Raw genomic sequence first — 24,067 nt, 5'->3', positions numbered from 1 at the left:
GGAAGGTAAACTAGCATGCGTGTCGAAAATAGCGTAGAGAGTTTTCAAAGAGGTGATTTGCAATTTACACATTAATGGATAAGTGGTTTGTTTCACTAGGATTGGCGATAGTGCTGACCTGTTCTTTTAAAATATTGGAGTTCATCATTTCAAGGGCTTTAACGAAGACGAAAATTAATCATTTTAAAAGAAATACCGTATATGTATGGGGATTTTTCGCCATCGCAGCAGCTTGTTTTTATGAGGAGAATTATGTTTTTAATCTGCCTATTAATTTTACAATGGTATTATCGTTGACTGCTGTTGTATTCATTGCGAATGTAATCGTCTCACGACACTCTGGATATCGTCTGGAAAGTAAATTTAATAGGATTAATTTTATAATTGCGTATCCGATTATCGAAGAAATCATATTTAGAGGTCTAATGCTTCCGATCCTGAACCAAGCATTCGTAGCGGCATCATCCTATGAACTATTTTATCTTCCGGTCACACTCCCAATCCTCATTTCCTCCTTATTATTTGCAGTCTCGCATTTGCAATACTATACATTAAACAAATTAAGTGTAAGGTTTATGTTCTTTGCTTTCATAGGTGGAATCATATTTGGAACCATTGCAGACATCACACAATCCATATTCATTCCTGTATTACTGCATATTCAGTATAATTTGCTATCTGTCTATTACTCTAGAAAAGTGAAAATATAGCAACTAATTTAATGTTGTTTAGGCGCATCGCTAGTCACGCTGAGGGTTTCTATCACTATGTTTAACGGGACGCTCGGCGAATACATCATTCCACTAGTTAATGAATGGTTTTTCCCATCACAGAGTCCTCATGCAAAAATAAGAGGAAACATTTTTATATAAGGAGAAGCCATGATGAAAAATTGGAACGACTACTTGCTGAAGAGTAAAATGTTCATCGTCTTCTCCGCGGTATCGCTGTTCATCGTCATGCTGACCTGTATTATTTTCTACTATAAAAATGTAAACGATATCAAAAATCAAACGTTAGCGCTTTCCGACACGATTTCTCGGCAGTTCAGCCGAACCTTCGAGCTGTATATTCAGGATATGGAGAAGCTCTCCGTGTCTATTATTGGCGATCCTATTATTCAAGAAAGCTTAATTGATCATTATGGAATTCCGGAACCCGTTACGCAGAACCAAATTGAACTGACGATCAACAATAGATTGTTCACTCATCTTCAGCCGCGCCCTCAGCTCCAGAGCATCTATATTTTCACCACGGACGACATCGCTTATTTTGTATCAAAGGCGGGGGGACCTAAGATAAGCTTCAATCTTCAAAGCGAGAGCTGGTATCAGAATCGACTGGATATGCCTGGAGTCAAATTTCTGCTGCTGCCCGTCACAGCGGAGAATACGGGCGGTGATCGTGAAGCTCAGGTGATATCCTTCGTACGGAATATCAGCCGCATTCCATACCTTGATGTTTTGGGATATATGAAAATTAATATTAACGTAAATGTCATCAAGGACATGCTCGTCAATTCCGACAGCAACGACGTTGAACGGAATATGAGAGCGTTCATCATTACCGATGAAGGCAGCGTCGTCTATGACGACAGGAATGAGCTGACGGGCAGCAATGACACTGGAATTGATCTTTCCATCTTCCAAGACAATTATGAATCAAATGAGGTGGTATGGAACGGCGTGAGCTATATCTTTACAACGTCGAAATCCTCCTATACAAAATGGAATACGTTGATTCTAATTCCGAACGAATTCCTGCTGTCCAAGCAGAAACACTCTACTTATATTCTTTTTCTCGTTGGCCTGCTCGCGATGGGTCTAATTGCTTTCGTGTCCTATGTGCTGTCTTATCAGATGACGCTTCCGCTCCGTAATTTGATGAAGAAGATGGCGCGTGTCGAGCAAGGGGATTTGAGCCAGAGAATGGAGGTGACCGGCAACAATGAGATCGGCCGTCTGAGCCGTATCTACAACAACATGCTGGATAGTATCACACGCTTAATTAGTGAAGTGTACACATCCAAACTGGCGGAGAAGAATGCGCAGCTATCGGCACTGCAGGCGCAGATCAACCCTCATTTTTTGTATAACACGCTTAACATTATGAAGTCTATCAGCAGGGTTCGAGGCATCGAAGAGGTTGCGGAAATGGCAGAATCGCTGGCTGAGCTGTTCAAATACAGTATGACAAATCTTCATCATCCTATCCCGCTGCATGACGAGATGGAGCATATAAGCAATTACATGAATATTCAACAGCATCGATTCGGCAATCGATTTGAGTTCAATATGGAAGTGCCGGAAGCGCTGCTGCAAGCATCGGTGCTGAAGCTTACCGTTCAGCCGCTAATTGAGAACGCAATCGTTCACGGACTGAGCAAGGTCAAGTCAGGCGGTCGAATCGACATCGCTGTTAAGAGGCTTGGCAGTGAGCTGATTATCGAAGTGTCCGACAACGGCTGTGGTATTGAAGAGGAACGCATCCACATGCTGCGCCGAAGGTTGGAGAGAGTACAGGCGGTGGACGCTTACGACGAGGAGGGGCAGGGGATAGGCCTGTCCAATATCGCGCAGCGAATCAAGCTGTTTCATGGTGTCAAATATGGAGTAGAGCTGATAAGTTCACCTGACCGTGGAACGACGGTTAGGTTGACGTTCCCGTATGAACGATTCGTCAAGGTGAAGGGAGAGGCCGACTGATGAATATATTTTTGGTAGAAGACGAGCGGTGGGCGCTTGCGGAGCTCGAGGCCCTCTTTAAGCGATACGAGCCGCAGCATCGTGTGCTTGCGTTCGAGAACGGGGAAGATGCGCTGGAAGCAGCGAAATCCGTAGTCCCGCATCTCGTGTTGACCGACATTACAATGCCGGGCATTGACGGTGTGGATCTGCTGGCCGAGCTTGGCCGCAGCCATCCGGACACCAAAGGTATTATTCTCAGTGTCCATGACGATTTTGCTTATGCACAGCGGGGAATGCAAACTGGCGTGACGGACTACTTGCTGAAGCCTGTTAAGAAAGAGACCCTTTACAAGGCGGTTGACCGCTTGCTTGCGCGTATTGAAGACGAGTCGCGCAGCCGGATCGACCGTGTTGCGTGGTCACTTCTTCAGCGGCTGCTGGCGGCGGATGCGATGGAGCATGTTAAGCCAGCCGAAGCAGAGCAGCAGCGTATGTTCATGGTGCTGCTGCTTCTGGAGAACTGGGCATCGCCGCTTACTTGGAAGGATGCTGGGCTTGAGGCATCGGATATTCTCTCGCATTTCGGTAGCGTCTTGAACAAGGAGCGGGATAGTCATTGCATTACGATCGACGGCCGCCGCAGAGTTCTGCTGCTGCCCGCTGGGAATGAAGCCTTTACGCAGTCGCTAAAGACAAAGCTTCAATCGCTCTTCCAATATGTGAACACCCATGGCATTCTTCTCCATGTGAGCTTCACAATAAAGAAAGAGCACGAGAGCCTGAATCGCAGCTTCATCCGCCTTGGCAAGCAGCTTGAAGAGCATTTGCGAATCGGCGAGCCGACCTTGGCATTACCGGATATGAAGCTGGCTGTGCCTGATATTTCCGAAATATGGGTAAAGGTGCGTGCACTGCAAGCACAGGTTAAAGCGGGCGATATGGCAAGAGGACGAGATACGATATCGCGTATCGTTAATGGACTTCAGTACAAAGAGGTCACCCAAAAGCAGCTGGTACAGTTTGCTAGTGATTTGTTTTATTCGTTGAAGTTTAATTTGCAAGCAGAATCATCGATTCTACTGCAAGAGGATATGAGCCTGCTGCACGAAGTGACCGACTATGAGCCAATCAAGGAATGGCTTACGGCAACAGTATTCGGGATTGCAGGGACACATACATCAAAGGAACAGAAGCCAAAAGGGCTCATTCCGGTGTTGATGAACTGGATTCATGCCAACTATCAAGGCGACCTTTCCCTTCAGCAGTTTGCTTCTGATCATCATGTCAGTCTTGGACATTTATCCAGATTGTTCAAAAGCCAAACTGGCTATACCTTCTCCGATTACGTGAGCGGTTACCGAATCAGCAAAGCAAAGGAGCTGCTAGCCGACGGCACGTCGCGTCCGTCTGAAGTCGGCGAGCTGGTAGGTTACGACGATGCCAAACATTTCTCTCATTTGTTTAAGAGAACAACAGGCGAAACACCGACCGCCTTCGCAAAACGCAAAATGAGCGAATGATCCAAGTGCAAGCAAGCAGTTAGATGATATGCGGGCGATGCACTCTCGCAAGCTGGATGTCTCTTCGCCCGTACCACTTCCTGTTGTTAAAAGGAAAAATTCCCCCCTTAAAATAGCAAATGAGCAGGTATTCATCAAAAACGTAAACCCTTAGACTGAAAATACGAGGGAACCCGGGCCCTTGGAACGGAAGCTCGCTCTTTATGGAAGCGTATTCATCACATTGTAACTTACAGCATCAGTGATGCAAAAAAGAGGCAACGATGGACGGCTGCCGAAAGGAGCAAGGGTCCATACCTACAAAGGGAGGCTGCAGAACGATGAAACGAACGACTGGCCAAACACTCGCATTTGTGACAAGCGTGATGATGATTTTGCTGCTGCTCGCTGGATGCGGCAGCAGCAACAACACCCCCTCTGCGACGAAGAACAACACCGGCGCTGCGAACGGGAAAACGGACACGACAAGCGAACCTGCAGCGAAAACGACCTTAACGCTGATGGTAGGCAATTCAGGCACAACGCTCGAAGCGCTCAAGGCTGTTGCCACTGAAGCGGAGAAAAAGCTGAATATCACCATTGAGTATGACATCAAACCGGATGGCACGGAAGGCGACAACCTGGTCAAGACGCGCCTAGCAACAGGAGATATGTCCGACCTTCTTGTTTATAATACGGGCTCGCTGCTGAAGGCAGTTAATCCGGTGGATAACTTTCTCGACCTGACGAATGAATCGTTTATGGCGGACGTGCTTGATTCCTTCAAAACGGTAGTTACGGTCGATGGCAAGGTGTACGGTGCGCCCGTCGGATCAAGCTCCGCAGGTGCGATACTTTACAACAAGAAGGTGTACGGTGAGCTCGGATTAACCGTCCCGCAAACATGGACCGAATTCATGGCGAACAATGAGAAGATCAAAGCTGCGGGCAAGACCGCTGTTATCGCGTCCTACAAGGATACTTGGACGTCCCAGCTGTTTGTTCTCGGTGATTACTACAACCTGCAGGCGCAGGTTCCGAATTTCGCAGACGATTACACGAACAACAAGGCGAAGTACGCAACGACACCAGCTGCACTGCGCAGCTTCGAAAAGACGGAGGAACCGTTTAAAGCAGGCTACATGAATAAGGACTTCCTAGCCACAACGTATGACGTTGCTTTGAAAATGCTTGCCGATGGCACAGGTGTACACTATCCAATGCTAACTAGCGCACTTGATTCCATCTTGCAAAATAGCCCGGACAAGATCAATGACATCGGCGTTTTCCCAATACCGAGCGACAGCGCAGACGTCAACGGACTGACGGTATGGATGCCGAGCGGTCTGTACATCAACAAGAACAGCAAGAAAGTAGAAGCCGCCAAGAAGTTCGCTGAATATTTCGTATCTAAAGAAGGCCAAGACATATTTGCCTCCAAAGTCAAAGCGGCAGGCCCCAATGTAATTAAAGGAATTGAGCTCCCTGACGATGCTTACGAGGGTGTCAAAGAAATGCAGAAATACTTCGATGAAGGCAAGACGGCACCTGCGCTGGAGTTCGTATCCCCAGTCAAAGGCCCGAACCTTGAGAACCTCACTGTCGCTGTTGGCAGCGGAATCACCTCCGCGCAGAAGGGCGCCGAGGATTATGACAAAGACGTACTGAAACAAGCGCAGCAGTTAAATCTACCGGGCTGGTAGAACGCCCGCCGCATGCGGGAATTCTAGTTGAAGACAGGACTCCGTACAAGAAGCTGCGGGGTCCGTTTTCTCCGGAAAGAAGGGGAGAGCCATGACCAAGCTGACGATTCGGACTTACTCTTATTTATTTCTTATTCCCGCATTTCTGATCTACTTCGTCTTTTATTTGCTGCCAACGGTATTATCGCTCTTCTTCAGTATGACGCGTTGGACGCTCACCGATTGGAATTACATCGGCTTCGACAACTATGTCACTTTTTTCTCAGAGACGGCGCTCAGCATCGGCTTCAGAAACACGTTAATTTATGCGGTTGTAACCTGCGGCCTCAAGGTCATCCTTGGCCTATTGCTTGGTGCGTTTCTCACTTCTAGCGTTTTATTTAAAAACTATTTACGTTCTGTTATTTTCTTCCCAACACTGCTTAGCACGATCGCGGTCGGAATCGCCTTCTCCATTATGATGCATCCTTCGCAAGGGCTGATTAATACAAGTCTGGCTGTATTTGGTATTGACGGACCCGATTGGCTTGGCAATACAAAGATTGCGCTGTTGTCTGTTGCCTTAGTAGACGTATGGAAAGGTATAGGCGTTGCTACCGTTATTTATATCGCAGGCATTTCAGCCATTCCAGGCGAATATTACGAAGCGCTCAAAATCGATGGCGGGAGCAGCATGAACGCATTCCGGTATATTACCGTTCCCTTAAGCAGACCGGCGATGAATTCGGTCATTATACTCTCATTCATCGGAGGGCTCCGTTCCTTCGACCTGATCTGGGCCATGACGAAGGGGGGGCCGGGTTTCACGACCGACCTGATCGCCTCGATCATATACAAGCAGTATCAAGCGGGTTTTTATGGCCTAGCAACTGCGGGCAACGTCATCTTGTTTGTCGGTGTGTCACTGCTGGCGTTTCCTTTGTATAAGTACCTGACGAAAAGTGAGGTGCACTTATGAGCAGCGAAATGAGCCGAGTGATGAATAAAGGCGTGGGCAAACCGCTGAACCGCGGCGAAAACAGGGGGATAAGCAGCGCAGCTAAGAGGATTATCGTTGCCGCGTTCTCGCTGATGCTCAGCACCGCCATTTTTTGGATTCCTTTTTATTTTGTCATTATCAACTCTTTTAAAAATCAAGCCGAATCTGCACTTATGAATATGTCGTGGCCGAAATCATTTCATATTTTGGAAAATTACAGGGATGTGTTGACTGCTGCCGATCATATGCTTGTCCGCGCTTTTTATAACAGCATGCTGCTTACGGTATTATCGATCACTGTACTGATCATCGTCAGCGCGATGGCCGGATTTGTACTGCATCGCAGAGAAGGGGGGCGCTTTTCTTCCTTCTTAAACTTTCTAGTTTTGGCAGGTTTGATGATTCCGCCGGCGATCGTGCCTACGATCTGGGTACTCGACTCGATCGGCCTGTTCAAGACGCTGGCAGGCATCACTTTCGTGGAGGTTGCGCTGCACTTTCCGTTTGCAGCTATTTTGTACAAAGCGTTTGTGGCAACGCTGCCGCGTGAAATTGATGAGAGCGCCTTGATTGACGGCGCGGGCGGCGGGCGGCTGTTCTTTAGTATTATTTTTCCTCTGCTAAAGCCCGTTACTTCAACCATCATTGTGCTTGAATCGATAAACGTATTTAATGACTTTGTTAATCCGCTTTACTTCTTCCCAGGTTCCTCCAACGCGACGGTGCAATTGACGCTGTACAACTTCATGAGCCGGTTCACGACATCGTGGAATTTGTTATTTGCCGATATTGTTCTGATCTCTATTCCGATGCTCATTCTGTTCATTTTCTTCAACAAAAAAATTGTAGCCGGCATGACAGCGGGGGCTATTAAGGGATAATCAAGCATGGACTGCACTGCTTGTGCACGAACGAAATCATTGTAAGGTAATTGATTTTGTCCTCATTCAGAGAGCCGCAGTCATTAGGATTGCGGTTTTTTTAGGATGCTTGGGGTGAATCGGTCGCTGCAAATCCCACTTCGTGAGAACGTTGATCGACCTAAGCTTACCAGCTGTTTGGTGTAGATCCTAAACCAAGCCTCTCCTTTTTTAAAAGCAGTCTCGATCGGAAAGGTTTTTGTCCCGAACCGCCATGATTTGGACAGAAGGAGACAGTATGATGAACTTATAAAGCGTTTACAACTATGACGGCTTGGCGATTAGGCTATCGATATGATCTAGGAATTTCATTATCCAATTCAGAGGACGAAAGGAAGTTGAATATGGCGGTCAAAATCGGAATTGTAGGCATGAACGGGATCGGCAACAACCATGCGAACTGTTACACGGAGGATGAACTGGCTGATGTCGTAGCGGTATGCGATGTCATTAAGGAGCGCGCCGACGCAGCTGCGGAGAAACACGGTGTAAAGGCGTACTATACGCTTAAGGACATGATCGAGAACGAGCCTGATATTCAGGTGATCGATGTGACGACAGGCGGCATTGACAACGGCAGCTGGCATTTTGAACCGGCGATGGAAGCGATGTCTTACGGAAAGCACGTGCTCGTGGAGAAGCCTCTGTGCAACGATGTGCGTGAAGGGCGCGAGATGGTGGCATTTGCTGAGAAGCAGAAGGTGTATCTAGGCTGCAATTTGAACCATTACTTTACGCCGCCGGCGGAGAAGGCGAAGCAATATATGGAGAGCGGAGAGGTGGGCGAATTAATTTATTGTCTGGCAAAAATGGGCTTCAACGGCGGCGAGCTCAACTATGCGCTTGCCAGCTCGGATAAAGTGAAAGGCCACCCTTACTTCCATATGCGGGCGTTCCTGACCCACCCATTCAGTGTTATGCGCCATTTCTGCGGTGATATTACGCACATCCAGACGTTCTCCGACCGTCCAGGCTTCCGCCGGAGCGCAGGCGATGTTATGGTGTCCATCAACAGTATCCATATGAAGTTCGCAAACGGTGCAGTTGGCTATTTATTGAGTCAGCGCGGCGATGCGGTCTACGGACTAGGCGGCTGGTGGAGTCTTGAGGTTGGGGGCTCGAAGGGGACATTCACCATTGAGAACTGCGTCGAGAAAGTGTCGTTCTGGAAAGCGGAAAAGGGCATTCCAGCGATCAGCGTTCCGATTGAGCCTGAAGTGACGGATTTCGGAACAAATGATTTCAACCGGACTTTCAACCATCGTCTGCATGCATTTCTGGAGGATGTTGACAACAAGGTATCTCCGGATGCGCTGCGCGCCAGCGGACGCGATGCGCTTGCTGTGCTGGAGTATGTGCATGCTGTACAGGAATCGTATGAACGCGGAGGAGAAGTCGTTCGTCCTCAGCCGCTCCCGCCGCTGCACGGTGATCCGTTTTATTTGAAATAATCTCAGTAAGATAGCGCGGTGCTATTTTGTTGCTTGCGATTTCTATGCAGGTATTGCAGGAACATGAACTAATACATGTTTTACTAATCCATTATTCAGGAGGGCTCATACATGATTAAACTAGGTGTCAATTCCGTACTGTTCAAAGAGTTCGACTTCGCTGAAGCGGCGAAGCATATTGCGGCCTGCGGCTACGACGGTGTAGAGATTGCCGCTATTCAAGGCATGTGCGAGCATCTGGATCTCAGCCGCTGGAAGCAGCAGAAGAGTGAGCTGCAGGCGATTGTGCAGGAAAACGGCCTAACGTTTCTGTCGACTGAGGTTGCATCGCTCAATGAGGAGCGGCTGCTCCCAGCGTTCGAAGCTGCCGCTGAAATTGGTATTCCAATCGTAAACGTTGGTCCTGGCGGAAAGCTGGGTGTCGAAGAAGACCTTCAGGCATCTATCGAGATGCTTGCGCGGATGGCAGAGAGAGCGGCTTCGTTTGGCATCACGCTCTGCGTTAAAGCTCATGTCGGCAATGCCATTCACAATACGCCGACCACGCTGCGAGCGATGGACTCGATCATCTCCCCCGCGTTCGGCATCGACATGGACCCGAGCCATATCCACCGTGCCGGCGAAAATGCGGAGAAAGCGCTCCCCGCTGTGCTTAGTCGCGTAAAGCATGTTCATATCCGTGACTGCAAAGGACGGGAGCAGGGACCTGGACCGATCATGCTTCAAGCGTGCGGACGGGGCGACATCGATCTATATGGCTACTGCAAAGCGATGGTGGATGGAGGTTACGACGGACCGGTCGTCGTTGAGGTCATTGGTGCTTCACCTGAGCATACGCTTGCGCAGGTATCCATCGTAGCCGCTGAGTCGTACGGCTATCTAAATGGGGTTCTTAAACAGCTGAACGCGCGATAAAAGCATTATTTCATCCAAAGGAGGATTTCAAAATGACTAATAAGAAACCCAATATTCTACTGTTCGGCATAGATAGCCTTCGTCGGGATCATATGAGTGCGTATGGTTATTCGAGGCTGACTACTCCGCATCTGGATAAAATTGCTGCCGAGGGCGTTCTATATGAGAAACATTTCAGCCCGGGCATTCCGACAACGCCTGCTTATGCATCGATGCTGACGGGTATGGATGTGTTCGGAACCGACGTTGTGGCGCTGCGCCACGAAGGACCGCTTGGCAGTCACGTGAAGACGCTGCCTGAGCTGCTTGCGGAGAATGGCTATAACACATCATGTGTCGGCTTCTCGGGCAATCCATCATCGCGCGGTTTCCATACGTATCTCGATTATGAATCTTGGGTGCCTGACGAGTCGGGACGTACGCCTAAGGCGCAAAATCTAAACGATGTCGCTATTCCAGAGCTGGAGCGGCTGGCGGCAGAGGATAAGCCGTTTCTGCTGTTCATGCGGCATATGGATCCGCATTCGCCTTATTTGCCGCCTGCGCCGTTCGAGCGGATGTTCTACGGCAAGGACGAGAAGGACCCAGCCAACGACTCCATGGAGCCGGTTTATAATTTCAAGCCGTTCGCCGACTTCTTGAAGTCATGGATTCCGGAAGGCGTCACGGATGAAGCCTATGTTGGCGCGCAATATGATGGTGCAATCGCTTATATGGATGCTTGTATCCAAGGTATCTTCGAGAAGCTGAACGCGCTGGGCTTAGAGGAAGAGACACTTGTCGTTATCACATCGGATCACGGCGAGACGCTGTATGAGCACGACTGTTATTTTGATCATCACGGCCTGTATGATTGTACGCTTGTTGTGCCGCTTATTATTAAGTTTCCGGGGCGTTTGCCTGCGGGAAAACGGGCTCAGGATGTGTCGGTCATCTCGGATATTATGCCGACGCTGCTGCAGTTGATTGGCATTGACAGCGGCATTTCCTTCGACGGCCGCAGCCTGCTTGAGCCGGTTGCGAGCGAAGATTCAGAGCGGATAAGCGAGCTGTATCTGACGGAATGTACGTGGATGCGCAAGCACGGCTGGCGCACACCGGAATGGAAGCTGATCCGCTCGCTTGAGCCGGACTTCCACTTTAAGCCGGAGGTAGAGCTGTACAATCTGATCCAAGATCCAGAAGAAAACAACAATGTGGCGGAGCAGCAGCCGGAAGTTGTTGCACTGCTTACGAAGCGGATGGAGGATCATATTGCAAAACGTGAAGAGCAGACGGGTCGTACGAATCCGATCTATACGAATCTGAATTGGCATGGCAAAGGCCAGACGTTCACCTCGTCTGAGCAGGCATACGAGTCACTGCATATCGGCAATATTATTGGCGCGCGCTCCCTTCAATCCAAGGAGGAGGCGGCATCCAAATGATTCGGGTTGCTGTCGTTGGTGTCAATCATATTGGGAAAATCCATTGCCGTGCTTATCGGCAGCATCCAGATACGGAGCTTGCGGCTGTCTGTGATCTGATGCCAGAACGCGCGGAGGCAGCTGGTCTTGAACATGGCGTTCCTGCGTATACCGACCTGAGAGAGCTGCTGGCTAAAGAACAGATCGATCTAGTCGTCGTAGCGACAGCGGGGGTTGAGAAGGGCAGTCATCATTTTGAACCCGCGATGATTGCGATCGATGCTGGCAAGGACGTCCATGTAGAAAAGCCGATTTCTAATCGGATCGAGGAAGCGAGGACGCTGGTTGCTGCCGCCCGGGAACGGGGCGTCCGGCTCGCTTGTAATTTGAATCATCGATTTACGCCGGCTGCTTACAAAGCGAAAGAGCTGGTGGAAGCTGGCAAGCTAGGCTCTCTTCTCTTTGTCAATATGAGGCTAACGATTCAGAACCCGCAGGAGGATACGGAATGGCTGCACATGCGTGCTCTGCATCCTCACTCCATCGATGTCATGCGGTATTTTGCCGGTGATATTAAGCGGGTTCAAGCGTTCATGACCAAGGCGCCGGGTCGGCAGAGCTGGTCGACCGCATCCGTCAATGTGACGTTTACATCCGGCGCGGTTGGCCACTTGACCGGCAGCTACGACATGTCGATGCGGCATCCCATTGAATATTGCGAAGTCGCAGGTAATGAAGGCCGGTTTGTTATCGATAACGTGTATGAAAGCATGACATATTATCCGCATCACTCCGATGAGCTGCTCGTTGTACGCAACTCGCTGTTTGGCGGGATGCAGGGCTTCAATGATACGTTTACCCATCGGATCAATCGATTCATCGAGCAGGTCAAAGCAGGCGATGCGCCGGAGAAGATCGAGGCGTCTGGAGCGGATGCGCTTGCCGCACAGGAAGTTATTGAAGCCGCAATTCGTTCGCATCAGTCCGGCGGTATGCCCATTGATGTACCTGCAATCGGATAAGCGACCGAACTTGGCGAGAGGAGAGGACAACATGGATAAACAGCATGGCTCGGTTATATGGTTCATGGGCTTGTCGGGAGCAGGCAAGACGACGACGGCCAGGCATATAGCGGCAGAGCTGCTGCGGGAAGGGCGGCACGTAGAGCTGCTCGATGGCGATGAACTTAGAGAAACGATTTGTAAAGGACTTGGATTCTCACGGGAGGATCGATTGGAAAATATTAAACGGATCGTCTACGTCGCTAAGCTTCTCTCTCGCAATAGTGTAGATGTGCTCGTCTCTGCCATCACACCTTATGAGGAAATGCGGGACTATGCCCGTTCGCAGCTGCCCGGATTTGTGGAAGTTTATGTGCAGTGCCCGCTCGGGGAGTGCGAGCGCCGTGATGTGAAGGGCTTGTATGCTAAAGCGAGAAACGGGGAATTGCACCATTTTACAGGCGTTTCCGATCCATTCGAGGTACCGCACTCGCCCGACATCATAATCGACACCGCTTCTGCTTCATTGCAGAATAACGGCGAAGCCGTAATGGGCTGGCTGCATGCCAATATGAGGTTCAAGCATGCGGCGCAACGAGCATAACCCGAGAGGTGAATAAGGACCGGAATACCGGACTACCCGAAGGAGACATACAATGAAGATCATACTGATATCGCTGGATACGCTTCGTGCATCAAGGCTGAGCGGGTACGGCTATTCAAAGCCGACAAGCCCATATTTGGACCAGATTGCCGAGCAAGGTGTGCTGTTCGAGCGAGCTTATGCCGCAGACATTCCAACCGAAGTGGCGCATACCGGCATTTTTACAGGCAAAGTAGGGCTTACGACAGGGATTGTCTCCCATGGCTCAGAGCTGACGCATCTGCCGAAATCGACCCCATGGCTGCCAAACCTGCTGCGCAGCGCGGGCTTCACAACATCGGCGGTGGACAATTTGTACCAGCTTAAGGAATGGTTTGCCCGCGGCTATCGCTACTATACGAACAGCGTTGGCGGCAATCGCTGGATTGACGGCCGAACGGTCAACGATCTGGCTATGCCATGGCTGGCAGAGCATAAGGATGAATCGTTCTTTTTGTTCCTTCATTACTGGGATGCTCATACGCCTTATTTGCCGCCGGAATCCTATATTCCAGACTTTTATGAAGCAGGGCGAGATCCGTATGATCCGAACAACCGAAGCATGGAACCGGCCTATAATCATCCCGCCTACCCTTTCTTTAAGCACCACCATTACGATCTCGTTGGCCCAGTGACCGACAGCGCTTACTACGACGCGCTATATGATGCAGAAATCCGCTATCTTGATGATCGTTTGAAGGAACTCGACGCTCATCTGGAGAAGTTAGGTATCAAAGAGGATACGATGCTCATTCTATTCGGCGATCATGGTGAAAGTCTAACGGAGCACGACATCTACTGGGATCATTGCGGCTTATACGAGCCGACTGTCCATGTGCCGATTATTATGCGATGGCCAGGTCGTATCCCAGAGGGACGCAGGGTGCAAGGTCTCGTGCAGCAGGTTGACCTCATGCCGACAATATTGGAAGCGATACGCAGCGAGAAGCCAGAAGGTATCGAGCTTATGAAGGTTGCAGACCCGCCAGGCATGGACGGCCGGAGCTTATGGCCTTCTATTCTTAACTTGGCTGACGGAACGCACGATGCTGTGTACCTTAGTGAATGTGCATGGCAAGCGGCGCGCGGCATACGGACGGAGCGCTACAAGTTTATTCGCACGTACGACGCGGGGCCTTTTACTAGACCGCCTAGAGAGTTATATGATCTGGATGCCGATCCAGAAGAGACGGTAAATCTTGCGGAGCGGGAGCCAGAGCTCGCCGATCAGCTGGAACGGCAGCTGGATAATTGGGTGGAGGCGAAGCTGGGGGGACGCGAAGATCCGAAGGATCGGCAGCTACGCAAGGCGGGACTTCCGTTCCGCAGACGCATTGAGCAGATTTTGGCGGAGTCAGGGATGACGTGGGACGAATGGTTTCAGGATCCGCGTCGTGAACGATTCGATCAAGCGACAGACGGTCGGCATGAACAGACCATCGGATCTTGATCCGATTACGAACCGAGGGGATGAAGGATGGGGCATATACTGGGAAGCAATAGTTACATGAAGGATGAATTCCCGTTCTGGATCAATCGGATGGTGCAAGCTTCTGTCTCTGAACATGGTCACGAGTTCATTGAGCTCGTCTATGTGGTGCATGGACAGGGCGTCCATATCTTCCAAGGCAACCATTACAATATTCATGCGGGCGATGTGTTTATTATTAATCCCGGCGAGACGCATGCTTATTCCGTAGAGAGTGGCGGGAGTATGGAAATCATCAACTGTTTGTTTATGCCGTCCTTTATTCCCGATGCGCTGCTTCAGGAGCTGGAAATTACGGCATCAATGGACTACTTTTACGTGCATCCCTTCCTGAAGCAGGATGTCCGCTTCAACCATTACCTGAATCTGAACGGGCAGGAGGCGTCGTCCGTGCTGGCGCTGCTGGAGAACATGATCCGTGAGCTCAACAGCCGCGGCCCCGGCCACACGACGTTGATTCGCCTGCAGATGGTGGAGCTGCTCGTTCTGCTGTCTCGCTATTACGCTTATATGCAAAGCCATCGTATTCATAAATCCCCGCGCCAATCGGAACGAGTGATGATGGCTAGACGGATTTCCGGCTATCTCGAACGCCATTTTGACAAAAAAATTACGCTTCAAGCGCTGTCCGGCCTGTTTAATGTCAGCACAAGGCAGCTGAATCGGTTGGTGCGCGAGGAATTCGGGAAGAGCGTATTCGACCTGCTGCACGAAATTCGTATTGAACGGGCGAAGCGGATGCTGCTGGAATCCGACCAGAAGGTCATCTACATCGCGACTATGGTCGGCTACGACGATCCATCGTTCTTTAGCCGTCTGTTCGTTCGTTATGCCGGTTGCTCACCGCGCGAATATCGGACCGGTACACAGGGGCTACGGGAAGGAAAGGAGCTGAGCGCGCATGCCACACTCGATGAAAGAGCGGAGGCCTAACGTACTGCTGATTACAGCAGACCAACTGCGAGAGGATTGCGTGGGCTTCAGCGGTAAATATCCCGTTCGTACACCGCACATTGACCGTTTGTCTGAACAAGGAGTCTCCTTCTCCCACGCTTATTCCGTACTGCCGGTGTGCGCACCGGCGAGGCAGTCGCTCCTGCGCGGCAGGAGGCCGGAAACATTTGGCGCTTTATGGAATTACAGTGGGGCGCTGCCTGTGGCTGCACTGCCGCCGGAAGCCTATACATGGACGAGAGCACTTGCGGAGAGCGGTTATGCAACCGCATATTTGGGCAAATGGGGAGTCAATCCGGTGCACGGGCCTGCGGCTTATGGTTTCGATTCATACGTCAGCGAAGCTGACTATCATGACTTTATCTCGCAAAAGCATCCGGACATCCGATACGAGAATGGGTTCTTCGGAGAAGAGAGTCCGCTCCCGTTAGAGGACGCAGAGACGCATTGGTTCGCCGCGCGTGCAAGTGAGACACTGGAGCGGCTGCAAGGCGATGGTCGACCTTGGCATATGGCGCTGCACTTCAGCGATCCCCACTTGCCCTGCCGACCTTCGCTTCCTTTTGCAGGGATGTATGCTGCTGCGGACATCCCCGAGTGGGCAGGCTTCCACGATACTTTTGCCGGAAAGCCGTACATTCAGTGCCAGCAGCTGGAGAGCTGGGGCGTTGCCGATTATGATTGGCAGGACTGGGCGCCGATCGTTGCTCGTTATTACGCCATCATTAGTCAGCTCGACGATGCAATTGGACGAGTGTTGGGGACGCTGGAGCGGTTAGGTATGGCGGATAATACCATTGTGATCTTTACTGCAGATCACGGTGACATGTGCGGTTCCCACGGTATGATGGATAAGCACTACATCATGTACGACGATGTTGTTCGCGTGCCGCTCATTGTTAGAATGCCGAGCGTCGGGGACGTAGAAGTGGGCGGACGATGTGACCGATTTGTCTATAATTTTCTAGATTTGCCGCCGACGCTTTTGGAGCTTCTCAATCTGCAAACGCATGATCCTGGCGATTTGCAGGGGCGTTCACTAAGGCCTCTACTGGCTGGGGAGGAGCCTGCCGATTGGCGGGACGCCGTTGTATCGACTTATAACGGCCAACAATTCGGACTTTACACGCAGCGGATGATTCGCACGACAGAATGGAAGTACGTTTGGAATTTAACAGACGTCGACGAGCTGTATGACATGGCTAATGATCCTGGCGAACTGGCAAATGTAAGCGGGAAGTTAGAGCACGCAGAGCTGCTTGTCGTGCTTAGGAGACGACTGTATGAGCAGCTGTCCGAGGACGGCGATGCGATCGTCGCCAACGAATGGACGAGACGTCAGCTTCTGCAAGGCGCGAAGCTGGGTGGGATATGAAAAGGATTGCTGAATCCTTGTTCATCACGTTTTGGAAACTATATGATGTTACTTATAAGACGCGAAGGACATAAAATCTTGCGGTGGGTGACCACTGTACAGGTTCGATTCCCTTCCTCGGCATACCGAAAAAGAAATTGATGGTAATTTGGTTAATACGTGGACAGGTGAGATCGTTAGAAGTCTGAAGGAAGTTGTTGTTGTTGTTGATATATTTGCGTGAGGAAATCCTTTTCAAGATTAAAATGACTCATCTGCGTAGTAGCGCTATTATCATAGTGCATCAATGGTACGATCTGATCATCTCAAACTAAATATTCTATAGGAGACAACATACAAAGGATATTAGCTTATTTGAAGAAAATAATTGTATTATTGCAAAACTAAATAGAAGATTTTTTGGTTTTAAATTTTAGATATATACTCTAAAGAATTAGAGTCATCTTGTTGTTTAAATTTGGCTTTGCAGGATAGTGCGAAGTTTCCTATACTTAGCTCCTGAATTAATATAGATATTGACTTAGAATTGATGCATCATTATCTGCCAAGATCATATAAATTCATTAGATTTTAACACTTTATGAAGTGACCCACTCTCCGAGAAATCGGAGAGTTTTTATTTTGACTATGCATCACAAGATCGTGTAACTTCTGGAATTTGGAAGTCTAATTTTGGCATTCATATGGTATAATCTTACTATAAATTAGAAGATAACTCCTACTAATGATCTATTCTTTAACATACTAAACGTTCAAGGGGAATCACAAATGTCGATATTTAATAAACTATTTGGTCAAAAACGGACTATTCAAAGTCCCACATTCATTAAGGATTTCTCAAAGGATAATCAGCATCTTACTGTCCTCAATGAATTACTAATTAAAGTTGATGATGGCGAAAAGAAAGACAATATCGAAAGGGACATTAAATTCCTTAAATATGGTCTTGATGGTGAAAACAATGTCTACTTTGAATTGAAAAATTCGTTCTTACCTATACTTTGTCTTCATGATGTTAGATTGGAATATGGCGATTATGTAGCTCAGCTTGATTTCGTTGTCATTTCAAATAAGTTTACATGTATTTTAGAAACAAAGAAATTAAGCGGTAATATCTCGATTGATTCAGATGGTAACTTTGTAAGAATCATGAAAAATAGGTATGGGAAAGATTTCAAAGAAGGCATTTACAGCCCTGTTACGCAAAATACAAGACATATTGATATTTTAAAACATGTTCTTTCTAAAGAGTTGAAAATCAACAATATGCCAATTATATCATTGGTTGTAATGGCTAATCCAAAAACAATAATTAAGAAATACAAATGCCCAGTAGAGATTGAAAGAACGCTTATTAAATACGATCAGATTAAATCAACACTAGAGAAGTATCAAAATGATAAAGCAAATCAATACGATCTTGCTGAGAAAGATATGTATGATATTGCTGACTTACTTGTAAGGCTAAATACCCCAATTGAAATGGATATTGTCGGTAGGTATCAGCTTGCGAATGAGAATATTCAAAGAAAAGATGAAGCACAACTTCGTGAACTGCTGATAGCATATAGGCTAAAAACATCTAGAGAAGAAAATGTAAAGGCATATTTCATTTTTAACAACAATGAGATGGACGAAATTATAGCTAAATATCCAACGTCAGAAGAAGAACTACTAATGGTAAAGGGATTTGGTAAGGTTAAGGTTGAGAAGTATGGTAAGCAAATTTTGAGTATTTTTAATTAATAAGAGTTCAAAGAATTCATGTGGTAACAGCGGATTTTTGATAGGAATTGTTTTTTACATTGTTAAGAGTGTTGTGAAAGGGTGAAAAAACAAATTGAATAAATATGAATTAACTGGTGATGAAAACGTAAAAGAACGAATTTTTAAACAATACACTTCAAAGGAAGAACTGATTGGTAGTGAAATTGACAAGTACATCTTCGAACATTTGGGAAATATTAAGATAAATCTTCCTGTGACTGATTGTATTGGATATAAAATTGGGAATAGTGAGAAGTTTGCTAGTTTGACTATTAAAAATAAGCATAGTCTGATATTACACATAGGAGAGAAACAAGAAATGCTTGGTACTAAATTACAAGAAGAAATTGATGAGATATTAGGTGGAAAATTCCCAAGAACACAAACAGATAATAACAAGTACTCACACCAAGCATTTATCAAATTGGAGTGGGTTAATGATATTGAACAAATCAAGCATTTTATATCAAAGGCATATGATCATAGAAAACAGAAATAAGCTAAATCAGATTATTTAGAAGTATAAAATTGAGTTAGGGGTTTGTTCTTTGTTCGGATACTTAGTCTTTGCATTCATTTTCCTCGTATGTGTTGGGATTTTCATTGGATATATAATCAAGAACAAAACGGCTTATAAGAGTGCTAGTCAACCATTGGAAGAGAATTATGATTTAAAAGCAATTGATATTTCAGACATTGATTTAATGGAAGATGGTACTGGATTTGAACATGGAGTGAAGCCAATAGTCCTGTTCTTCATGAGGTTAAGAAGGACTATAAAGCGGAAAAATATGCAAAGTCAGTAATGGGGAAATGAGTAAATCAACGCTCTAAAGATATTTCTATTGGAGGATGATAATTTGATTTTCTTGGGACTTAGCGATGCTGATAAAGAAAAACTTCAGTACGAAGTCATTTCTGATACTGCTCGTTTAAAACTAACTCGACTAATTCGAGGTATATCTTCATCTGATAATTCTGAGGTCGAGATATTTCGACAAAATAGATTTGTTAATATCACTCGTAATGTGATGAATGTGCCGATTTATGTTTTAGAGTCAGATTATTGGGGAGAGTACAACGTAGCTGAGTATGCATGGCATATTGGTGAAATTGAACTCATAATGCGACGACCCAACACAATTCAACTTGTTGAGATATTAGCCGATTTTGTTCAGAATGGTATGATTGATGAAGGAGTAATCAATGAGGTTTTAATTGCTGATGGTTGTTCATTGCTCATCGAGCGAAACGGATTCAACGGTAATGTAAATGTCCTAATATCATCGATTGATGATACTGATGACAACCATTCGAAGGATGAACATCCCAATATCAGGGTACTCGTTCATCGAATGGAAAGATCATTAGCCGATAAGGATTACTCTGCTGTAATTCACGCGAGTGCTTCGATTTTTGAAACATTGGCAAAAGACATTGTTAATTTACAATCAGTACAAAATCAAAGTCTTGGTAATTTTTTCAAAAGGTATAGGATGGATTCAAGACTGCCGAACCCAATACTTGATTTCATAGAGGATATATTCAAAAGAAGAAATACGGAACCACTTGCAGGGCATGGTAACCTCCAACAGCCTACAGTAAACAAGGAAGAGGCTGTTGTATTGTCAGAAATGACGAAAACCTTTGTAAGAATTGAAAGACAGCTTGCCATGCCACAGTTGAATTTAGAAAGGCAAGTAGGTGAGAGAGTTAAAAAAACGAATAATACAAAGAAATAAACTGAATAACTACAGCTACCCAAGAATGGAGGATAATCCTACAAGTTCTAATGTTATTATGTGAGCTAAGACATTAAAAATATATTATATGATTTCAGAACTACTGAGCAATCAAGAGAAAAACGATAAGAACGGAAAACAATAGTATAGATTATTGAAATGCTGATGTGTGGAGCATAGATATGATATGAGATTGACGGGATATGTAAAATAAGGTATTGTTGAACCATTACACAGGGCTGAGGGCTATAAGACCTCAAAATTTATTAAAATGATATAACTGGTTCTGTGTAGCTAGAGAAGGCAAGTGTTGAAAAATCCAGTATTATCAAGGCTTTGGCGGAACTGGAAGACGCACAGGACTTAAAATCCTGCGGTGAGAGCGAGGAGCGCTTGAAACGGCGAATTTCACTTTGGAATTTCGATTGAAATTGCTCCGGGCAAAGCCAATATCAAAAGAGCAAACGTCAATTTTAGAAAAAAGATTAAAAATTATTCTTATATCATAGCTCCGCATGGCTGACCGTCGAAGGAACGGAAGTTGTGGGGGCTTTTTTAGTTATTAAAAATCCGGAGTATTTTCGAATCCTACGACATGTTTTCCTAGTGTTGAAAACCATTGGACTTCGAAGCGCCTGAAAGAATAAACAATATCTGGAGGGGGAATACGTACGACCAGAGTTTCTATATGAAGTAGGCTTTTTCATTAATTTGAGCGATGTTCTCTGCAGCTACATTAGAAGTGCGCGGTGTTTCATTAACAACAACTGTCGGATTTGCCTTTATTATCGACTCAATATTTAATTCCATATCTAATTGCATTAAGGTTCGCAGATCAATAATTTTTACGGTAATCCCCCTTTGTTTTCTACACTTCCTCTGCTCAAATCGAAGGCAGAACCGCTACCACTAAAAGACAAATCGAATCTTAACACTCTAGTATTTAAAACAAAGCAAGGAACCGAATTACAGCAACATAGATTCAGATAGTCAAATAGTCAAAATCTTACTTGCCCTAAGTCAGTATCTCTCCTTTGATTTGCCCTTGTTTGCTCTATAGTGGAATGATTAATATTATATATTTCAGTATTACACGCGTTTTAAGTTACACGCGTTTTGAGTTCCTTAGATTTTAAATTACTAGAAATTTAAGTTACCAGCACTGCGTTCTAAACGGACAAATTTGGAGTGAGAAAATATGGGGATTAATAATAATAGATTAGTAGAGAAACGGCCTGCTAATGTTTGGACTGAGGCTTTTCCAATCGGCAATGGACGCTTGGGCGGCATGGTATTCGGTGGGATTCAATCCGAGAGAATTCAATTAAATGAAGACTCCATCTGGTATGGAGGGCCGATAGGCAATGATAATCCAGCATCCAATGGAAAGCTGCAGGAAATTAGAAGCTTATTGCTGAAAGGAGAACCGCAGGAAGCAGAAAGATTAGCGTTGCTGCATATGACCAATGCGCCGCATTATTTTGGCCCGTATCAGCCGCTTGGTGATTTAAACATTAAGATGGAAGGTCATCACAACGCTTCGGACTATCAGCGAGAGTTGAATCTTCAGTCAGGTATCAACTTTATTGAATATCATTCTGAGTCTATTCAGTATCGGCGGGAGGTCTTCTCGAGTGCAGCAGACCAAGTATTCATTATCCGTCTGACTGCTTCGCAGCAGGCTGCTCTTACTTTAACTGCCCGTTTGAGTCGAAGGCCATTTGAGGGGGAAGTTGGCTGTGAGGCAGATGGTACTTTGACAATGAAAGGACAATGTGGGTCAGGTGGCGTTCATTACGCAGCTGTATTACGAGCAGTCGTAGACGAGGGCGAGATACAGACAGTAGGGAACTATTTGAATATCCGTCATGCGAGTTCAGTTACTTTAATATTAGCGGCACAGACCTCGTTTAGGTGCATTGATCCGTGCATGGAGGCGCTCAAACAGGTGGAGCAGGCAGCTTCTTTGCCATATGCAGAGCTTAGGAATAGACATGTTCAAAACCATAGTCATTTATTCGATAGAGTTTCACTAACATTAGGCTCTGCTGATGAGAATAATCTTGAGCTTGAACAAAAACCTACCTCTGAGCGGCTGCTGCATTATCAGCAGGGTCATACAGATGTAGGTCTTGAAGCGTTGTTTTATCATTATGGACGTTATTTGCTAATGGCAAGCTCAAGACCCGGCAGCCTGCCGGCTAATCTACAGGGAATATGGAATGAAAGCTTCACACCTCCTTGGGAATCAGACTTCCACCTTAATATCAATTTGCAAATGAATTACTGGATAGCGGAAGCGGGCAATTTGGCTGAATGTCATGAGCCGCTGTTCGACCTCATCGATCGGCTGGTGGTTAACGGACGAGAAACAGCACGCAAATTATACGGTGCAAGAGGTTTTGTAGCACATTCCGTTACCAATCTGTGGGCGGAAACAGGGATATTTTGCGCGTGGACGCCAGCAATTTTTTGGCCATCCGGAGGTGCTTGGCTTGCCCTTCATTTATGGGAGCATTACAGATACAACGACAACGTATCGTTTCTACGTGAACGAGCCTATCCGGTGCTGAAGGAGGCTTCGCTTTTTTTCCTCGATTATCTAATCGAAGATGACAAAGGCAGGCTTATAACCGCGCCGTCCCTTTCTCCAGAGAACAGTTATGTATCAGAAAGCGGCGCAATCGGGTCGTTATGCGTTGGTCCATCGATGGATTCTCAGATACTTTATGCATTATTTAGCGCCTGTATAGAGTCAGCAAAAATTGTTGATCTTGATCCACTGCTTCAAGTGGAATGGATGGAAGCTCGGAGCAGACTTCCTAAGCCGGAGATCGGCCAGTACGGTCAGATTATGGAATGGGCTGTCGACTATGAGGAAGCTGAGCCTGGACATCGCCACATTTCACATCTATTTGCTCTTCATCCGGGTGAGCAAATTTTGGCTCATCGAATGCCGGAATTAGGAGAAGGCGCACGGCGTACGCTCGAGCGGAGATTGGCGCATGGAGGCGGACATACGGGATGGAGTCAGGCCTGGATTGCGAATTTTTGGGCGAGGTTAGGTGATCGCGACAAATCCCATAACAGCTTGCAAGATTTGTTGCGTAAAGCCGTTCATCCTAATTTATTCGGAGATCATCCGCCATTTCAGATTGACGCTAATTTTGGAGGGGCAGCGGCAATTCAAGAAATGCTGCTGCAATCGCACGGAGGCGAGCTGCTTTTGCTGACAGCACTTCCTCCCGCATGGTCATCCGGCCGTATTACAGGCTTGCGGGCAAGGGGCGGGTTCACGGTTGATATCGAATGGTTGGATGGAAAGCTAAAGGAAGCCAAGATTCGTACTGAGATCGGCGGGAAGCTTGCTATTTATAGCAAGGTACAACTTGAAACTCGTGATCTGGCAGATAAACGTATAATGTCTGAATGGACGGATTGCACCTATCAATTTGTAATGCCACCCGAAACCATGTATGTTGTTAAGCCGGCAACAGAGTGACACTTATAATTGGTAGACGGAGTCACCATACATG

Annotated in this window: 19 protein-coding genes; 18 read left to right on the top strand and 1 reads right to left on the bottom strand. The window is 46.8% G+C overall.

Features of this window, described 5'->3' with window-relative positions; all coding sequences use genetic code 11:
- Positions 1-74 precede the first annotated feature (74 nt).
- The 17 genes from ACIFSR_RS30315 (at position 75) to ACIFSR_RS30235 (ending at position 20,531) form a co-directional block, all read left to right on the top strand.
- The gene (locus ACIFSR_RS30315; protein WP_339208140.1) at positions 75-710 is read left to right on the top strand and encodes a CPBP family intramembrane glutamic endopeptidase; all 636 of its coding nucleotides are present in this window, start codon (positions 75-77) and stop codon (positions 708-710) included.
- Positions 711-881: 171 nt separating this feature from the next.
- A complete protein-coding gene (locus ACIFSR_RS30310; RefSeq protein WP_430062364.1) occupies positions 882-2,705 on the top strand; it encodes a sensor histidine kinase in 1,824 nt (607 codons plus the stop codon).
- On the top strand, positions 2,705-4,207 hold the full coding sequence (locus ACIFSR_RS30305; RefSeq protein ID WP_430062361.1) for a response regulator transcription factor: 1,503 nt from the start codon (positions 2,705-2,707) through the stop codon (positions 4,205-4,207). Before ACIFSR_RS30310 ends, ACIFSR_RS30305 begins: the two co-directional genes overlap by 1 nt.
- A 320-nt stretch (positions 4,208-4,527) precedes the next feature.
- On the top strand, positions 4,528-5,889 hold the full coding sequence (locus ACIFSR_RS30300) for an ABC transporter substrate-binding protein (protein WP_430062358.1): 1,362 nt from the start codon (positions 4,528-4,530) through the stop codon (positions 5,887-5,889).
- A 91-nt stretch (positions 5,890-5,980) separates the two neighbouring features.
- On the top strand, positions 5,981-6,847 hold the full coding sequence (locus tag ACIFSR_RS30295; RefSeq protein WP_430062355.1) for a carbohydrate ABC transporter permease: 867 nt from the start codon (positions 5,981-5,983) through the stop codon (positions 6,845-6,847).
- Positions 6,844-7,749 (top strand): carbohydrate ABC transporter permease, encoded by a 906-nt coding sequence (locus tag ACIFSR_RS30290; protein ID WP_339208145.1) that lies wholly within the window; start codon positions 6,844-6,846, stop codon positions 7,747-7,749. Before ACIFSR_RS30295 ends, ACIFSR_RS30290 begins: the two co-directional genes overlap by 4 nt.
- A 383-nt stretch (positions 7,750-8,132) precedes the next feature.
- On the top strand, positions 8,133-9,239 hold the full coding sequence (locus ACIFSR_RS30285; RefSeq protein WP_430062352.1) for a Gfo/Idh/MocA family protein: 1,107 nt from the start codon (positions 8,133-8,135) through the stop codon (positions 9,237-9,239).
- Between the two features lie 111 nt (positions 9,240-9,350).
- Positions 9,351-10,154, top strand: a complete 804-nt coding sequence (locus ACIFSR_RS30280; RefSeq protein ID WP_430062349.1) for a sugar phosphate isomerase/epimerase family protein — start codon at positions 9,351-9,353, stop codon at positions 10,152-10,154.
- A 32-nt stretch (positions 10,155-10,186) separates the two neighbouring features.
- A complete protein-coding gene (locus tag ACIFSR_RS30275) occupies positions 10,187-11,581 on the top strand; it encodes a sulfatase family protein (RefSeq protein WP_430062347.1) in 1,395 nt (464 codons plus the stop codon).
- On the top strand, positions 11,578-12,582 hold the full coding sequence (locus tag ACIFSR_RS30270) for a Gfo/Idh/MocA family protein (RefSeq protein WP_430062344.1): 1,005 nt from the start codon (positions 11,578-11,580) through the stop codon (positions 12,580-12,582). The genes ACIFSR_RS30275 and ACIFSR_RS30270 overlap by 4 nt, the downstream gene beginning before the upstream one ends.
- A 31-nt stretch (positions 12,583-12,613) precedes the next feature.
- Positions 12,614-13,165, top strand: a complete 552-nt coding sequence (gene cysC, locus ACIFSR_RS30265; protein WP_339208152.1) for an adenylyl-sulfate kinase — start codon at positions 12,614-12,616, stop codon at positions 13,163-13,165.
- A gap of 52 nt (positions 13,166-13,217) precedes the next feature.
- A complete protein-coding gene (locus ACIFSR_RS30260; protein ID WP_339208154.1) occupies positions 13,218-14,654 on the top strand; it encodes a sulfatase in 1,437 nt (478 codons plus the stop codon).
- Between the two features lie 57 nt (positions 14,655-14,711).
- Positions 14,712-15,626, top strand: a complete 915-nt coding sequence (locus ACIFSR_RS30255; RefSeq protein WP_430062342.1) for a helix-turn-helix domain-containing protein — start codon at positions 14,712-14,714, stop codon at positions 15,624-15,626.
- Entirely contained in the window at positions 15,595-17,022 is a 1,428-nt protein-coding gene (locus tag ACIFSR_RS30250) for a sulfatase-like hydrolase/transferase (RefSeq protein ID WP_430062339.1), read from the top strand. Before ACIFSR_RS30255 ends, ACIFSR_RS30250 begins: the two co-directional genes overlap by 32 nt.
- Positions 17,023-17,790: 768 nt before the next feature.
- On the top strand, positions 17,791-18,768 hold the full coding sequence (locus tag ACIFSR_RS30245) for an NERD domain-containing protein (RefSeq protein ID WP_430062336.1): 978 nt from the start codon (positions 17,791-17,793) through the stop codon (positions 18,766-18,768).
- A gap of 94 nt (positions 18,769-18,862) precedes the next feature.
- Entirely contained in the window at positions 18,863-19,288 is a 426-nt protein-coding gene (locus tag ACIFSR_RS30240; RefSeq protein ID WP_430062333.1) for a hypothetical protein, read from the top strand.
- Between the two features lie 361 nt (positions 19,289-19,649).
- The gene (locus tag ACIFSR_RS30235; protein WP_430062330.1) at positions 19,650-20,531 is read left to right on the top strand and encodes a hypothetical protein; all 882 of its coding nucleotides are present in this window, start codon (positions 19,650-19,652) and stop codon (positions 20,529-20,531) included.
- Between the two features lie 684 nt (positions 20,532-21,215).
- On the opposite strand, the gene ACIFSR_RS30230 is transcribed toward ACIFSR_RS30235, so the two are convergent.
- Positions 21,216-21,386 carry a transketolase C-terminal domain-containing protein gene (locus tag ACIFSR_RS30230; RefSeq protein ID WP_430063183.1) on the bottom strand — a complete coding sequence of 57 codons (171 nt, stop codon included), beginning with the start codon at positions 21,384-21,386 and terminating at the stop codon, positions 21,216-21,218.
- 343 nt (positions 21,387-21,729) lie between these two features.
- Here ACIFSR_RS30230 and ACIFSR_RS30225 point away from each other — a divergent pair, with 343 nt between their 5' ends.
- On the top strand, positions 21,730-24,033 hold the full coding sequence (locus tag ACIFSR_RS30225) for a glycoside hydrolase family 95 protein (protein WP_430062327.1): 2,304 nt from the start codon (positions 21,730-21,732) through the stop codon (positions 24,031-24,033).
- Positions 24,034-24,067 lie beyond the last annotated feature (34 nt).

Source organism: Paenibacillus sp. NRS-1760 (assembly GCF_050467785.1).
In the GTDB taxonomy this organism is placed as follows: Bacteria; Bacillota; Bacilli; order Paenibacillales; family Paenibacillaceae; genus Pristimantibacillus.
The sequence above is the reverse complement of the archived record's forward strand: the minus strand, read 5'-3'. Positions and strand labels throughout refer to the sequence as shown.